At 56.3% G+C, this 14606-nt stretch carries 15 protein-coding genes; 7 read left to right on the plus strand and 8 right to left on the minus strand.

The annotated features are described in order from the left end of the window. Positions 1-349: 349 nt before the first annotated feature. Positions 350-676: a hypothetical protein gene (locus KTT_RS22470; protein ID WP_126598432.1), complete on the minus strand. Its 327-nt coding sequence runs from the start codon at positions 674-676 to the stop codon at positions 350-352. 194 nt (positions 677-870) lie between these two features. On the opposite strand from KTT_RS22470, the gene KTT_RS22475 reads away from it, so the two are divergent. Next, positions 871-1455 carry a TetR/AcrR family transcriptional regulator gene (locus KTT_RS22475; protein WP_126598434.1) on the plus strand — a complete coding sequence of 195 codons (585 nt, stop codon included), beginning with the start codon at positions 871-873 and terminating at the stop codon, positions 1453-1455. Between the two features lie 104 nt (positions 1456-1559). Here KTT_RS22475 and KTT_RS22480 read toward each other — a convergent pair whose 3' ends face one another. Continuing rightward, positions 1560-3035, minus strand: a complete 1476-nt coding sequence (locus tag KTT_RS22480; protein WP_126598436.1) for an MFS transporter — start codon at positions 3033-3035, stop codon at positions 1560-1562. Positions 3036-3768: 733 nt separating this feature from the next. Between KTT_RS22480 and KTT_RS22485 the strand changes: the two genes are divergently transcribed. Beyond that, positions 3769-4542 carry an aminoglycoside adenylyltransferase domain-containing protein gene (locus KTT_RS22485; protein ID WP_160146054.1) on the plus strand — a complete coding sequence of 258 codons (774 nt, stop codon included), beginning with the start codon at positions 3769-3771 and terminating at the stop codon, positions 4540-4542. 65 nt (positions 4543-4607) lie between these two features. On the opposite strand, the gene KTT_RS22490 is transcribed toward KTT_RS22485, so the two are convergent. Next, positions 4608-5351: a hypothetical protein gene (locus KTT_RS22490; RefSeq protein ID WP_126598440.1), complete on the minus strand. Its 744-nt coding sequence runs from the start codon at positions 5349-5351 to the stop codon at positions 4608-4610. 289 nt (positions 5352-5640) lie between these two features. Between KTT_RS22490 and KTT_RS22495 the strand changes: the two genes are divergently transcribed. Both KTT_RS22495 and KTT_RS22500 read left to right on the plus strand, forming a co-directional pair. After that, on the plus strand, positions 5641-6255 hold the full coding sequence (locus KTT_RS22495) for a hypothetical protein (protein ID WP_126598442.1): 615 nt from the start codon (positions 5641-5643) through the stop codon (positions 6253-6255). A 207-nt stretch (positions 6256-6462) separates the two neighbouring features. After that, positions 6463-7869, plus strand: coding sequence for an IS4 family transposase (locus KTT_RS22500; protein ID WP_126596114.1), 1407 nt, complete (start codon positions 6463-6465; stop codon positions 7867-7869). 70 nt (positions 7870-7939) lie between these two features. On the opposite strand, the gene KTT_RS22505 is transcribed toward KTT_RS22500, so the two are convergent. Then, entirely contained in the window at positions 7940-8245 is a 306-nt protein-coding gene (locus KTT_RS22505) for a hypothetical protein (RefSeq protein ID WP_126598444.1), read from the minus strand. Positions 8246-8503: 258 nt separating this feature from the next. Here KTT_RS22505 and KTT_RS22510 point away from each other — a divergent pair, with 258 nt between their 5' ends. Next, complete coding sequence (locus tag KTT_RS22510) at positions 8504-9136, plus strand: histidine phosphatase family protein (protein ID WP_126598446.1); 633 nt, start codon at positions 8504-8506, stop codon at positions 9134-9136. 99 nt (positions 9137-9235) lie between these two features. Here the strand turns inward: KTT_RS22510 and KTT_RS22515 are convergent, their stop codons facing one another. Next, positions 9236-9544 carry an RNA-guided endonuclease InsQ/TnpB family protein gene (locus tag KTT_RS22515; protein ID WP_126598448.1) on the minus strand — a complete coding sequence of 103 codons (309 nt, stop codon included), beginning with the start codon at positions 9542-9544 and terminating at the stop codon, positions 9236-9238. 120 nt (positions 9545-9664) lie between these two features. Then, positions 9665-11062, minus strand: a complete 1398-nt coding sequence (locus KTT_RS22520) for a multicopper oxidase family protein (protein ID WP_235845803.1) — start codon at positions 11060-11062, stop codon at positions 9665-9667. Positions 11063-11729: 667 nt separating this feature from the next. Here KTT_RS22520 and KTT_RS22525 point away from each other — a divergent pair. Continuing rightward, a complete protein-coding gene (locus KTT_RS22525) occupies positions 11730-12116 on the plus strand; it encodes a PadR family transcriptional regulator (RefSeq protein WP_126598452.1) in 387 nt (128 codons plus the stop codon). Positions 12117-12120: 4 nt separating this feature from the next. Next, entirely contained in the window at positions 12121-12879 is a 759-nt protein-coding gene (locus KTT_RS22530; protein WP_126598454.1) for a hypothetical protein, read from the plus strand. A 94-nt stretch (positions 12880-12973) separates the two neighbouring features. On the opposite strand, the gene KTT_RS22535 is transcribed toward KTT_RS22530, so the two are convergent. Both KTT_RS22535 and KTT_RS22540 read right to left on the minus strand, forming a co-directional pair. Continuing rightward, entirely contained in the window at positions 12974-13498 is a 525-nt protein-coding gene (locus KTT_RS22535) for a GtrA family protein (protein WP_126598456.1), read from the minus strand. 138 nt (positions 13499-13636) lie between these two features. Continuing rightward, positions 13637-14356: a TetR/AcrR family transcriptional regulator gene (locus tag KTT_RS22540; protein ID WP_126598458.1), complete on the minus strand. Its 720-nt coding sequence runs from the start codon at positions 14354-14356 to the stop codon at positions 13637-13639. Positions 14357-14606: the final 250 nt, after the last annotated feature.

The following is a 14606-nucleotide window of genomic DNA, read 5'->3' on the forward strand; positions in this document are numbered from 1 at the left end:
ACGCCGGCGTGGCATCCGCATGAGCGATCCAATGGTCCGGTGTGTGCGACGCACTGGTCTCCAGGGACGTAAACGCGTGATCCAGGTGTAAGGGAAGACGCACCTGGGAGCGTACAGAGGAGGGGTATAATCGACACTAGCTGCTAAAGATTCAGCATGCGTCTGTACGACGCCGCCGAGGCGCTGGCCGAGCTGGCCCGTAGCGAAGATACGAGCGCCATGGAGATCGCCTGGCGCATCCTCTCCACTACCTGCCAGGAGAAGGCATAGCAGTTCCGATGGAACTAGAGTATGGGCGTGCTCCCAGATGAGCAGATTTATGCCTGACATCGGCCACACAATTGCTATGTTAGATGGTCCAGGAGATGGGATAGTTGACAATCGGAATAAAAGTCACGCCAACGGCCTCCGCATCGCGTCTAGCATCGACAATCATCTCTTTGAGCATGCTCAACTGTTCTGCATGTTCTTCGCTGTCCCAGACGCTAACATGAACCATAGAGCCATCTGGCGATGCGCCTGCGTAGTAGGAAAGCAGGCCAGGGAGTTTTTGAATCGCGGGAATAAGGTACGTACCGGTTTCTTTTGTCATACGATGAACTTCTTCAAAATGAGCAGGATCAAAGTTGCCGCGTGAGACGCGGATAACCGCCGTGGGAGGAAGGGCTTCGGTCATTGCCATCTCCTTTCATGTTGCGCTATCATTGACTGACAGCGATAGAAATGCTTCTAGCGCTCCGTTGACAGATATACTATACAATGTTGTATAGTAATTAGTCAAGGGACCAGCCCACCGTGCTGGTGGAAAACAGTTGCGATGTGAGCAATGAGAATGAAACGTTGTGCCATGAGGTAAGAGAGGAATGGTGTATGTGTGCTAAACAACTCCGTGGTCGGCCGCGGCAAGCCGAACTTGACCGGCGCATTCTCGAAGCTGCACTACGCCTGCTGGCTGAGGGGGGATACGCGCATATGTCTCTGGATGATGTTGCGACCGCGGCTCACACCACGCGGGCGACGATCTACCTGCGCTATGCATCTAAAGCTGCACTGGTGGCAGATGCGATTATGCATGCGCGCGGCGCGTCCGGCCTGCCAAAACCGAGCGGCAATCTGCGCCAGGATCTGGTGACACAATTACGGCATTTTCGCGCAAGCATGGATACGTCGTATAGCCTGGCGATCATTGGAAGCGCACTGGCCGAAGAGCACGCGACCCCGGAATTGCTCACCACGCTACGTGACCATATCGTACGATCGCGGCGAGAGATACTGTACACTATTTTGCACGAAGCGCGGGCACGTAATGAACTCGCGCCACAGGCAAATATCAAGCTTGCCGTAAGCCAGCTCGTTGGCAGCTACTACGCTCTGGCGATCGCGGGCGATCCCATTCCTCCTGATTGGCCAGAACTGCTGGTTGATCAAGTACTGGGTGGCCTCCTGTCTGGATAACCTGACATGGCAATATTGTTTCAGCTAACGGAAATCCGCGTAGTGCTGGCCCTGGTGTGAGCAGAGATGGGGCCGGCTCTACGCGGGACGAGCGCACTTTGATGTCAGGGGCGCTCTGAACGGGAGGTGATGAGGATGCCGGCAAGGGCGACGGCTGCGCTGACGATAAAGGCCCAGCGGAAGCCACCGATGAGGGCGGCGATGTCCGTGCCGCTGATGCTTTTAAGCATGGTCGTCGCGGTGGCGGCGATGATGTCGAGGAGGGCGAGTCCGAGCACGGTTCCCAGCTGCGCGGCCGTATTGAGCAGGCCGGCCACCAATCCCTGTTCTGTGTCATCGATGCGGGCCATGCCGGCGCTGGTCGCCGCTACCGAGCCGACGCCCAGACCGAAGCCGAGCACGATGAAGCCGGGCAGCAGGGCATGCAGGTAGCCATCGCCGAGCGATAGCGTGGTCAGCAGGAGCATGGAGAGCAGCAGGGCACCCATGCCGATCACCATGCTGCGGCGCGTGCCCAGGCGCGTCGTCAGGCGGGCGCCGATCACGGAGCAGACGGCGATACACAGGCTCTCCGGCAGGAAGGCCAGTCCAGTGAGGAACGGCGACGCGCCAACGATCTGCTGCAGGTAGAGGGTGGCGAAGAACGAGGGCGGACTGGTCAGAAAGGTGAGCAGGAGCGAGACCAGGATCGACACGGTCAGGGTGCGGCGGCGGAAGATGGCGAAGGGGACCAGTGGAGCGTGGACGCGCCGCTCGATGAACGCGAAGGCCAGCAGGAAGATTAGCGCGAGCGCCAGGGCCAGCAGTGTGGGTGGGGCGCCGATCCCCAACGACTGCATCTGTGTCAGCCCAAAGATCAACGCGGCCAGTCCCACCGTGCCGGTCAGCGCGCCAGCGATATCCAGCCGGGCCGCACCGGGGGCGCGGCTCTCGCGCAGGATGAACGGCGACAGGGTGGCGCCGACGAGTCCGAGCGGCACATTGATGAAGAAGACCCACGGCCATCCCGGCCCGCTGGTTAGCAGTCCCCCCAGCAGCAGGCCCGACACCCCGCCCAGCGGCGCGGCGGCCCCCCACCATCCCAGGGCACGATTGCGCTCGGGACCGGCGGGAAAGATCGAGGTCAACTGCGCCAGCGCCGAGGGCGAGATGCAGGCCGCGCCAAGACCCTGCAGGGCGCGGGCCGCGATCAACCATGTCTCTGAACGCGCCAGACCGCAGCCCAGTGAGGCGAAGGAGAAGAGGAGCAGTCCCGTGATGAAGAAGCGCCGGCGCCCAAAGAGATCGGCGGCGCGACCGGCCAGCATCAGCAGGCCGCCAAAGAGCAGCACATAGGCGGTAATGATCCATTGCAGATCGGTTTGCGTGATCGCGAACTGGCGCTGGATGGCGGGCAGCGCGATCACGATCACCTGGACATCGAGCACGACCATGAACTGCGCCACGCACAGGAGGACCAGGGCGAGCCAGCGTGAAGAAGGGGTGCTTGAGAGAGAGTCGTTTGTTTGCTGTTTTTCTGGTGGAGCGGGGATGAAGCGCGGCATGCGTGTAACCTCCTTCTGTCGTACAGTTGTTCCCATAGGAACAGCCAGAACATCCAGAGGGGCGCATCTCTGTACACGGTGAAAGCTATGAAGTCTCCAGCACAAACGTGTGTGCCCCACCCGGAGCCATAGCGGACGATGATCTCAAATATTTGTTCTAATAATGATACCATATAGATGGGCATAAAAGCAAGCCCTGTGAGGATCGAGGGTGTTATCAATGCTTTCGTCATGTAGCGTTTGGGGACACGTGTGCGACGTTGGCGTGCGGGTACCACGTGGGCGGGCGTGGAAGGCAGGGGAAGCGGTGTCGTGGGGGGACGTTGGCCGACACGGAAATGTATCCTTGTAGGCGGCATAGGATTGCGGCCGTGCCAACACGCAGAATGCCCGAAAAGCAGCAATCCGGCCTTGTGCATGCCGCCTGTTGGTGTACGACACGTTGGTTGGACATGGTGATCGGACAATATCATCGTTGTCGTGAGGAACATTCCGTACGTGAACGGGGGCTGCGGTTTCGAAGCAGGAACAGCGATCTACTGGCCGCAAAGCCGGGGCAAGCCCGGCACCTACGGTCGCCTACGAGGGCGGTGTCGTGTTTGTGGGGCGTTAACGATGCTTCCGATGTCGTTACCTGCGGGGGTATGTACTCTCTAATCCTTATGTTCCTGCTTGCAAAATTTTGCATGACAATCGCGGAGTGATATGCGAGCTACATGTTATAATGGACGCCAGAACAGGAAGAGGCATAGCTGCGGAGGGAGGCTTGATGACTATGGTGGAGAATCCAACTCCATACGACGATATTAATGGGTTGATCGCGCAATTGCTGTCGGAGGTGCGGCAGATCTTTGGCGACAGGCTGGCGGGCTTTTATCTGTTTGGTTCCCTGGTCACGGGTGATTTTGATCGGGGGAGCAGCGATATTGATCTGGTGGCTGTGACCTCAACTGAGATTGATGAGAAAGAATTTGAGGCGCTGCGCAGGATGCACGAGGACTTCGCGGTCAAGAACAGGGAATGGGAGGGTCGCATCGAGGTCGCCTATCTGTCGGCTGCCGCGCTCAAAGCGTTTAAAGATCGCCGCCACCGGATGGCCATTATCAGTCCGGGAGAGCCTTTTCACGTCATCGAGGCCGGCAAGGACTGGCTGATGAACTGGTACACGGTACGCGAAAAGGGGGTAGTGCTGCTGGGTCCTTCGCCCGCGGCGCTGATTCCCCCGATTTCAAAAGAAGAATACGTTCAGGCCGTCAAGGAGTACGCGCTGCTCTACCATGAGCGCATCCATCGCCTGCCTGTGCATCGGCCATCCCAGGCCTACGCTATCTTGAGCATGTGCCGCGTGCTCTATACATCTCGAACAGGCGAACAGGTATCCAAGAAGCAGGCCGCGTTGTGGGCGATGAAGGAATTTCCTCAATGGGCCGCGTTGATCCAGCAAGCTCTGGTATGGCGTGACGAGTGGCGCGATGAGCAGGTGGACCATGCCGCGGCTCTCCCCCAGACACAACAATTCATCCGCTTCGTGGTCGACCCGTAGGTGTCGGGCTTGTCCCGACTTGCGAAGCGGCCCCATGCCCGGGTGCGTACGTTGAGTCGATATTTTTAATGTGTGAAGTCGAGGTTGGTTGGTCGATCAGAGAGTGGCGGTTTGGTTGTGGGTGTGCCGGTATCGACGACGGTGAACTGGATATCGCTGATCCAGACCTGGCCGGGCCCATGCAGCAGGATGCCGAAGGCGAGCTTGCTGCACTCCTGTGGCACGTCGAGCACGATATCGTAGCGCCGCCAGTCGGTGATGCCGGTGATGGGACGATCCTTCATATTGTCGAAGGCCAGCATGCGCTGCTGGGTACCATCGGCGCGCAGCCAGAGCCCGGCCCAATCCTCGACATCCTCAGTCTTGACCAGGGCAGAATAGCGCAGACGTTTTCCGCGATACTCGCCGGCGGTAAAGGTCTGCATCAGCGTGCCAAAGCCCTCGCTCCATGTTTCCTTTGAGCGCAGGTAGCCGCTGTTCTTCCCATCATCCTGTTCCTCAACGCCGGACTCATAGCACTCCGCATGATCACCAGAGAGCAGCCAGCCGGGAGCGGCCTCTGATTTGCGCGCCTGACTCTGCTGGCCGGTGGAGGCGCTGTCCCAGCCACCCTTCAACAATGCCTCCTGCTCCATCTCCGTCCAGCGCTGGCGCAGGGCGGGATTCCGCTCGATCTCGCGCATGATTGCGTTGGACAGCAAGCTGGCAGCATAAGAGGCTGAATTACTGCCATCCAGCAAGGCACACAGTTCGAGCGCCTTGCGCAGGCGTGGACTGAGCGTAACATAGATGCGGTTTTGAGCGTTCATGACAACTCCTTTCACTAATTCGAGCGCCTTACGCAATCGTGGATTGAGCGTAATATAGATGTGGCTCTGGGCATTCATGACGAACCCTTTCACTATATAGCATCTATATAGCAACAATGTAGCATTACTTTCGTGCATTTTCAAGTGCGTAAGGCAGAAAATGTTGAGAGAAGATTGGATTGCATTGATAGATGCGAGGTGATGCTTGAGCACGATAGATTGGGAAGGGTACGGCAGCTCATCTAGATGCCCTTTTCGCACGTATATGCAAGTGAAAGAAGGTGAGAGCATGCGCAAGGATGATCAGCAATATATGCAGCAAATGACTGCTGCTCAGAGCTATAGTATCGGGGTGCAAACGAGGCTTCCTATACTTTTTATGTTTTTTAGCGGCGTTGCCATTCAACAAATTGTTTCATTGGTAAATGCGGCCCAGCAACATGATATGAGACATGTGTGGATAGACGTGGGCGTATTGCTTCTCATTTTTCTATGTGGAGTTTATTTCTGGGTTTTTAGTATCAGGCGACAGCAAGTAATCATTGCTAATGAAGGCATCATCTATGTTACTGACATGTACACACTGTATACGCCGTGGGAGAATATCTTGAGGGCCACATCCTCACCTTATGGTGGATTGCCGGCGCTGCAGTTGCGCACATCTGCTGAAGCCTTGCCGATCGAGCAGGGCATTAGAGAGAGGCGCGCCGCCATCAAGATGCGCTTGCGCGGCAGGCGTTCGGTGAAGATCCAGAGCCGCTACGAGGTCTACAACTATATTCCGCTGACCAATAATAGAGAGGGTGGTTTATGGCAGGATGTGCGAAGGCACCTGCCCGATCTGGAGATGAATCTTCCCGCCACACAACCCGTGAAGCAATCGATCTCGACGCGCATATTTTAAGATAATCTCGCCGTAGGTTCGACCCTTGCGGTCGATTTCGTTCCTTACACGATTATGATGTGCGTGATCGTACGCGGAGGGGAAATCGACCGCAAGGGCACCTACTCCAACAAATTCACAGAAGGGGTTGTAATAGCGCCAAAAAAAGAGGAAAATCTTTCTTGATACATCTTTTCTGTCACTTGATAGCAAGAAAGGTTTTCCTGGATGCATCATAGCGAATCGCACCCCCATCTGTCTATCCCCACTCCTGACCCTCAGCAGGTTTGTCAGCTCGTACAAGCCGATGGGAGAGAGCTGCTGACTCTGTCCGTGCGCCGACGTGGCCGACCGACACATCTGAGTTGGATGCACCTCTGCCTGGGCGTGCTTGCCTGTGTCTTGATGCAATGGCGCAGCCAGCTCGATTTGCGGCGGCTGCTCTGTTTTGAGGGATTTTGGCATGTGCCCCCTGTCCTGCCCATCTGCGATCAAGCCATCTACAACCGTCTTGAGCGCGCTGGTCCTTGGATGCGGCAGCTCTTTGACCAGTTGAGCCAACGCATGCGGGCGCGTCTGGAGCCCTGGCAGGATCACAGCTTGGCTCCGTTTGCGACGCAGGTGATTGCCTTGGATGAGTGTGTCTTGGACCGGGTCGGGCGCTGGCTCCCCGAGTTACGCGCGTTGCTGCGAGGTGATGCCCGTTTACGCGCCGGACGCCTGAGTGCGCTTTTTGACCTGCGCCTGCAACAATGGCTACGGGTTGATCTGCTGGAAGATGCCGCCACCAATTGCAAAGTGCATGCCTTGGAGATGATCGAGCAGCTGCAGGAAAACACCCTGCTGCTTTTTGATCGGGGGTATTTCAGTTTTGAATGGCTTGATGTCCTCACCGAGCGTCGGCTGTGGTGGATCACCCGCTACAGCAACCGCGCCAGCTACACCGTGGTGCATGGCATCTATGAGGCTGATGGGGTTCGTGATCTCATCGTGTTGTTCGGAGTCCATCGCAGTGACCGTGCCCGCTATCCCGTGCGCCTGATCCAGTTCTGGTATCACAAGAAGTTCTATCAGTATGTGACCAATGTGTGTGATCCGACAGTGTTGCCTCTGGCTGAGGTCGCCCGACTCTATGCCCGCCGCTGGGATATTGAACTGGGGTTCCGCTTGCTCAAAGATCATCTGCAGCTGCGTCTGCTGTGGTGTGCGAAATGGCCTGTGATCCAGGTCCAGCTGTGGGCGGGGCTGCTCCTGGCGCAGTACTTTCATGGCCTGCAACATGAGATTGCGATGCAAGCGGGCGTGAGGCCACAAGATGTGTCGCTGGATCTGCTCACCCGCATGACGGGACGCATGTTCCAGGCAGGGCGCGATCCTCTGGAAGTCGTGCGGTGGTGGGGGCGGGAAGCCGGGCTGATTCGGCCCAGCACCCGAACCGTCTATGCGGTCCCATTTGTGGACCAGGCATGGGTGAGGCCGCCCCCGGAAGAAGTGCTTGAGCCACGTGAGCACGTTCGCTATGCCCACCGTTCCGATCGGCAAAGGCAGGAACGTGCTCAGGCCCGCGCCGCCAAGCAAGCGGCTAAGACCCATCAAGGGGCTTGCCACGCGCCTCCTACGAATTTGTTGGAGTAGGTGCCGCAAGGGTCGAACCTACGGTTGGGCGTTGCGTACGTGGAGGGGAAATCGACCGCAAGGGTCGAACCTACGCGATGTGGCTCTGCCAGGCTGCGGAGAGGCCGGGATCGATGTAGACCAGCGAATACATGGGTTCTTCGTCCTGTTCGCTGTCCACCTGCTGGAAGCCGAGGGCCGGCTTTTGGAGGTCATTGGTGAAGCGGTAGAGCAGATCGATCGGGCCCGATGGCTGATTGGATGCGTCCGCGAATATCTCTTCTTGCTGAACCTGTTGCTCTATGAGAGGTGCCGATTCCGCGATATTCTGCTGGCTCGACACGAATGTACGAATGGTTGACTGCGAATAGCGGTCCTGGTGGACTTCATTTGACATAACAAAACTCCTTATATAGTGCTGATAGCCCTGTTTGTACTACGCATCAATGGCAGGCGATGGATACCAGAGGCGCCTGACGGCGGGGGTGGTGCGACTGAATCGTGCGGGGGGGCTTAGAACAGCATGGGTGCGTGTGGCAAGAAGACGCAGGTGATACAATAAAGCGGTATATTGATACATTCATACAAAAGATTTTTTGTTCTATAAAAGGAATTGAAAGATCCAAAAAATAGTTGAGGAGAGCGTAAACTACATATGGAAGTTTTTATGGTACGGCATGGAGAAATGGGCCGTACATCCAGCAATGATTTCTTGACGGAGCGGGGCGAGAAGCAGGCACTGGCGACCGGACGCTATTTTTCGCAGCTGCCTGTGACCGCGATCATCAGCAGTCCCCTGGTGCGGGCGTTGGGAACGGCACATGTGATCGCGCGCGCCTGCCAGGACATGCCGGTCGAGGTCTGGCCGGAGCTGCGCGAGGGTCTGTTCAGGGAGATGATCGGCTATGGGGCCGAGGAACTGCGTCCCCGTTTTCCCCTGGCCTGGTTCCCCAAAGAGATGGAGGCTGAAAGCCTTCTCTATGCGGCCGACACCCAGGAAAGTCTGCGGCAGCGCAGCCAGCAGGTAGTGCAGCGGCTGGAGAGCAGCTTTGGCCCCAACGACTACGTGGTCCTGGTGGCGCACGGGGGGCTGATCTCCTATATCTTTCACGCTTTCTTGCGCATGCCTGCTGACACCTTCAGCTTCTTCAAGACCAACTTCGCCTCCATCAGCCAGGTCAGCTTGATTCCCCCCGCGATGCGCCAGGAGTATCCGCCCATCTATCCCGCGCGCAGCGTCGATGTTGTTACCGTGGGTGATACATCTCACCTGACTGGCATTGATTGACACTCTCCCGGATACATCCAGGGAGATTCTTCTTTCATCCATCCAGCTTGCCCAAAGGTCTTGCAACCAGAAAGTAGCGGCCAGGTGTCCAGAAGCGTTTTACGCACGCTGCGGTGCGTTGGTTCCTGCCTGCCCGGCAGTACCGTCCTCGATAGCTTTCTTGAGGATGTTGCGTGCTGCGTTTTCATCGAGGTCCATGACTAGCCCACACCTCGGACAGATGTGCGTTCGTACGCTTAACGACTTCTTGACCAGCGTTTTGCACAGGGAACAGTGTTGGCTTGTGAAGCGCGGTGCCACCTTGATGATCGGGATGGCATGCAGCATTCCATAATAGCTCACCCAGGTGAGGAAACGGCCCCAGGCGGCATCGCTGATCGATGTGGAGAGATGGCGGTTGCGGACCATGTTGGCAATCTGCAAGTGTTCATAAGCGTAGATCTATCAACTTCCCTGAGTGTCACCAGGACTAACCAATGGCAATCGGGCGTCCTGGTGGACAAGGGCCAGGACGCCTGATCGCTTGTTTTAATGGACGATGACCAACGGGCGCATCATCTCGTTATCCTCGTGTTCCAGGATATGGCAATGCCAGACATAGTTACCACAGAAATCGGTAAATGGAGCCTGGATGCGCGTCACCATGCCAGGATAAGCCTTAACGACATCCTTGAGTCCCGTTTCATTCGACTCGGGTGGAATTGGTTGACCTGTAAACACCAGCTGCCCGGTGTTTTTATAGGTATTGACATCAAATGGTTGCCGATTAAGTACACGGAATTGCGTCAGATGCAGGTGAATGGGGTGCGTATCAGGGGTCAGATTTATGAAGTTCCAGATCTCGGTCGTATTAACTTTGACGATCTCGGTAGGTGGAGCTGCGAAAGGCTTCTCATCCAGCAAGATAACGATTGGGTTATCATTTTGATCCACAACCTCGGTGAGTAGCAGATTCCTGGTCTTAATCGGCGGCTTCATCGGGTGTGGTTGAGGAAGATAGGGAGGAATGGAGCTTTTATCCGGACGGCTGAGTGGAAGGGTGACCCTGAACTGCATGATCAGCGGCAGATCCTGTCCACCACCGCCCGGATAGGGCGCGGGCGCGTCATTGGTGAGGTTGAATGTCTGGCCAGCGAAATTGGAAAAATCAAGGATGATATCCGCCCGCTCGCCGGGCGCTATCAGCAGTTGATTGAGCACGGCTGGTCGCGGTAAGAAGCCTCCCTCGGCCCCAATCTGGATAAATGGTTGCCCGGACCCCAATGAGAGCTGCAAGAAACGCGCATTGCAGCCATTCAGCATCCGGAACCGATATTTTCTGGGTTCTACCTCCAGATACGGCCAGACCTTTCCATTGACGACAGCGGTATCTCCAAAGAACTCGGGCACCCAGACCGGGTGGTAAGGTGTTACGCCGGTGCTCGGATAATTTAGCTGGCCGTTTGACAGGAATGAGCGATCCTGGAACACCAGGGGGATTTCATATGGCCTGCAAGGGAGATTGAGTTTAAAATCTGCCTTGCTTCTCAGGATGTACAAACCGGCCAGGCCCGCGTACACGTTCAGGCGTGTGATCCCTATGGCATGATCATGATACCAGAGCAGGGCTCCCGGCTGGATATTAGGATAATAGTCTGTACGAGACCGGCCGGGAACATACCATTGCATGGGATTGCCATCACTTTCAGGGCCGACATGGCCTCCGTGAAGGTGGGTGACTACACGCACATCGGGTACGTCTAACCCGGCTCCATACAGGGTATGGTCGATGGGCAAGAAGTGTGTCGTCGGCAACTGATTGATCCATTGCACCCAGATAGGTTTGTTTGTGCGAGCCTCAAAGGTTGGACCCGGATAGGTTCCGTTATAGCCCCACACAGTAGTTGGCGGTAGATCCCGGTGCAGTTTCTGCTGAAATTGTGTCATGGTAACCTTGTAAAAAGGGGCTTTCTTATGCCTGCCCACCGGTCTGATCACGCTCGGTATCGGCAGCGGATCAACAAAGGGGATCAGTAATGGGGATCTGGGAAGCTTTGGCGCAGGTCGGTGAGCCAGGACTAGTGGCACAGTACGTAGTGAATCGAACAGTATTACCCCTGTCATTGTGCCCGTGACCTTCAAGAATTGTCGTCTTTTCATCATCACATACCTCACATTATAAAGTGCTAAGAGAGTGCTTGCTTCCTGTTATCATGGGGCAGGTGAGCACCCCGCACGCGCGGCCGTATTGGTTTTTTGTGTTGGTGCAATGGGAGGTACGCATCCGCGCACCTCCCATGCACCAACACAAGTAGAGAGGCTGTTCTCTGCGCGCTCAAGGCGGCAAGTACAGGAGGTGCGTGTCGGCACAAATCCTGCGCCAACACACATAGAAACGTAAATAACAGCACCGGCTCTCAAGCATTAAATATTACTATTTATAGTATATAAAGTATTAATAATCCGACTATGCCAATGTGCATTTATAATAAAAACAACTATAGGACAGCGTAAATTGTGTGGTACTACTTGACAGAGCTTTCTTTGTGCGTTACTGTACCCGTAGTGGGTATAGTCAAGGTGTTAGAAACTATTTGAGAGAGGACGAGGAACGATGGGTGCAGATAGAGAGGCGCCGGAGGTCAGATTACCGTTGACGCCGGAGGTGTTTCATATCTTGCTGGCGCTGGCCGATGGTGAACGTCATGGGTATAGCATCATGCAGGAGATCGTGGCGCAGACCGATGGGAAGCTGCGCATCGGCCCGACCACGCTCTATCGATCGATTAAACGCATGCTGGAGGATGGTCTGATCGAGGAGATGGAAGAGCGGCCCGATCCCGCGCTGGACGATGAGCGGCGGCGCTATTACCGATTGACGGAGTTGGGATTGCAGGTGGCGCGGGCCGAGGTGCAGCGACTGGCGCAGGCGGTGGAGGTGGCGCGTCAGAAGCCCTTGCTGGGTGATGCCGTGCTCAAACCGATGTTTGGGGGAGCATAGATATATGACACGAGTCGTAGGAAAGTCGTCGGCCATACTCTTTGTCCTCGGCTATCTCACGCTGATGCACGTCAGCGATCCAGCGGCGCCGTTCAATGCCGTAGCGCAGGTGCATCCACCGGTCGGGATCGCCTATCACGCCATCTCGATCAGCATAGAGATCGCTGCTCTGGCCATGCTGGTAGTGGGGGGCCTGGTATTCTATAGCATCGTCACATCCGCCCGAGCCAGTGGTGTCAATCTCATCAAGCTCTGCCTGCCCACGAAGCGGCACCTGGGCATGCTGATCAGGGGTACGCTGCTGAGCGCGTTCTGCCTGACGCTATACATCGTAGGGTTTGGGTATATCGCTTCTGGCCCGCCGCATATCTCCGGCCAGCCCCTGTGGATAGCCTTGCTGGCTGCCCTGGTCGCCGTTTTCGTGGGATCGGCGCTCTGCATTTTTGTGATCCTGCTGGTCAGCATGCTGATCGCGCTGGCCGTCGCGCGCAGCCACATCGGTACACGCATCTTCCGCCTCGTGCGCCTATGCATGGCCGGCACACTTCTGGGGATGGGTATCTCCTTCATCGCCACGCTCTGCTGGATCGCCATGCTCTGGAGTAGCGCTCCCCAGTTCACCATGAGCGATGCCGGACTGGGCATGGGCAACCTCACCTGGGTTATCCTGGCGCTCGGAGCCATGCTCGTGGCGCTGTACCTGGAAATCGCCGCCTGCCGCCAGAGTTTGAAAGTGCATCCGTTGACGCTGCCGCAGAGCTAAGCAAGCTGGCCCTGGCGTATGCAACAAGAAACGCCCCCTCGCAAGGGGGCGTGGTCCTGATGGATGTTTGCATGTTATATGGTACGGATAGGAGCTACCTGGTCGGAACTTCGACCGGCTCGTCCAGCAGTTCGCCAACGGGGGTCGTAGTGGTTGGTGTTGGCCGATAGACGAAGCGCTTCGAGATAAAGAAGTTGTAGATAAAAACGACGATGATACCGATCGGGTTGGCGAGATACTCGTTCACATGCAGGCCATAGACGAGCACCAGGCCGATAGTAAAGGAGAGGAGCAGGGCGGACAGACTGGTAAGCTGGGCCTTCAGCGCGCGCCGCACCCAGTGCCAGCCATGGAGCCGCTGTTCGCCATAGGTAAAGATCTGATTGAGCAAGAAATTGATGGTCGTGCTGACTTCAAACGCGCAGGCTGATGCCAGGGCATAGAGCAGATTCACCGACGAATGGTGGCCAAACCAGGAAAAGTTGACGGTCAGGTGGAAGATGCTGAGCAGATGTTGAAAAATGAAGAGCGCCACAACATTGATCGGTATGCCGATGCCGCCCACCAGCCCGTAGCGAACGATGCGCATATTGAATAGTCGTTTTATCAATGCAACCATATATATTATAAATTCCTTATATACAATTGAGACAAACTATGTGCTCATCCTACCATGTCAGGATGTATCGCGCAAGGAAGATCACCATTTTGTCTCTGTCTTGTCTATATCAACGATATGGTGAAGCCCCAGGCCACATTACGCCGGGTTCTTGCTCTTGCGTATCGCCTGTACCCAGGTGTCTACCATGGAGATGTCGGCGCGATAGAGGGAGTGGTCAGGGGCGCCCAGCAGGCGCTCGATCGCTTCCATGTAGGCGGCGTGGGTCGAGATGATCTCGTCGATGATGGGCTGCTCGTCGGATTCATGTTCTAATGAGAGCAGCAGTCGGGCGTGGGTATTGCTCATGCCCTGCAGCAGGGACAGGATGACTTCGCCGGCCTTTTTGGGGTAGCTGAGGGAGAAGCTTCTTTCCTGGATGCCCTGTTGGACGATCGCGTTGAGCAGTGGCGCGCGCTGCGCGAGCACCGCCTCATCCACTTTCAGGCGTACGACGGCATTGTCATCAGTGTACCAGACGCGTAGCAGCTGGATGATATCGGCTTTGTTGGCGCTGCGCAGGCGATCCAGGGTATCGAAGAAGCCCTGCAGCTTTTCGATGGCGCTCAGGTGGGGATCATGGAAGATGGGGAGGAGCGGCTTCTCCGATTCTTGTCTGATATGGTCGATGATGGCCTCCAACAGTGCCTGGCGTGAATCGAAGTAGTGGTGGAAGGCTCCGCTGGAGATTTTCACATAGTCCAGGACATCCTGGATCGACATCTGCTCGTATCCCTTGGTGAACACCAGGCGGCGGGCGGCCTGGAGGATTTCTCCACGCCTGGCCGCGAACTCTTCAGGCTTGACGGTGCGGGCCATTGCTGCTCCTAGAATAATAAATGGATGGTCTTTTTATGAATTATTGTCTGCTGGCGGCTTTTTTGTCAATAGGAGGTGGTTGGTTGTAAGCCTTGCTGTGCGTGCCTTCGGCCCCTGACGATACGCGCCTGCGGCGCTCACAAGGTTTTATTTAAAGGAGACGGTGTTGAACATAAGGCGGGGCGCGCCCCGCCTTATGTTCAACACCGTCTCCTTTAAGTCAGGGAGTAGGTGAGGAGAAGAAGTGAGA

This window comes from Dictyobacter aurantiacus, from assembly GCF_003967515.1.
Taxonomy (GTDB): Bacteria; Chloroflexota; Ktedonobacteria; order Ktedonobacterales; family Ktedonobacteraceae; genus Dictyobacter; species Dictyobacter aurantiacus.

What these genes read in the sequence shown, in the direction of transcription:
- KTT_RS22470 (WP_126598432.1), bottom strand. Translation starts at nt 676, where the DNA reads ATGACCGAAGCCCTTCCTCCCACGGCGGTTATCCGCGTCTCACGCGGC.
- KTT_RS22475 (WP_126598434.1), top strand. Translation starts at nt 871, where the DNA reads ATGTGTGCTAAACAACTCCGTGGTCGGCCGCGGCAAGCCGAACTTGAC.
- KTT_RS22480 (WP_126598436.1), bottom strand. Translation starts at nt 3,035, where the DNA reads ATGGGAACAACTGTACGACAGAAGGAGGTTACACGCATGCCGCGCTTC.
- KTT_RS22485 (WP_160146054.1), top strand. Translation starts at nt 3,769, where the DNA reads ATGACTATGGTGGAGAATCCAACTCCATACGACGATATTAATGGGTTG.
- KTT_RS22490 (WP_126598440.1), bottom strand. Translation starts at nt 5,351, where the DNA reads ATGAACGCTCAAAACCGCATCTATGTTACGCTCAGTCCACGCCTGCGC.
- KTT_RS22495 (WP_126598442.1), top strand. Translation starts at nt 5,641, where the DNA reads ATGCGCAAGGATGATCAGCAATATATGCAGCAAATGACTGCTGCTCAG.
- KTT_RS22500 (WP_126596114.1), top strand. Translation starts at nt 6,463, where the DNA reads ATGCATCATAGCGAATCGCACCCCCATCTGTCTATCCCCACTCCTGAC.
- KTT_RS22505 (WP_126598444.1), bottom strand. Translation starts at nt 8,245, where the DNA reads ATGTCAAATGAAGTCCACCAGGACCGCTATTCGCAGTCAACCATTCGT.
- KTT_RS22510 (WP_126598446.1), top strand. Translation starts at nt 8,504, where the DNA reads ATGGAAGTTTTTATGGTACGGCATGGAGAAATGGGCCGTACATCCAGC.
- KTT_RS22515 (WP_126598448.1), bottom strand. Translation starts at nt 9,544, where the DNA reads ATGGTCCGCAACCGCCATCTCTCCACATCGATCAGCGATGCCGCCTGG.
- KTT_RS22520 (WP_235845803.1), bottom strand. Translation starts at nt 11,062, where the DNA reads ATGACACAATTTCAGCAGAAACTGCACCGGGATCTACCGCCAACTACT.
- KTT_RS22525 (WP_126598452.1), top strand. Translation starts at nt 11,730, where the DNA reads ATGGGTGCAGATAGAGAGGCGCCGGAGGTCAGATTACCGTTGACGCCG.
- KTT_RS22530 (WP_126598454.1), top strand. Translation starts at nt 12,121, where the DNA reads ATGACACGAGTCGTAGGAAAGTCGTCGGCCATACTCTTTGTCCTCGGC.
- KTT_RS22535 (WP_126598456.1), bottom strand. Translation starts at nt 13,498, where the DNA reads ATGGTTGCATTGATAAAACGACTATTCAATATGCGCATCGTTCGCTAC.
- KTT_RS22540 (WP_126598458.1), bottom strand. Translation starts at nt 14,356, where the DNA reads ATGGCCCGCACCGTCAAGCCTGAAGAGTTCGCGGCCAGGCGTGGAGAA.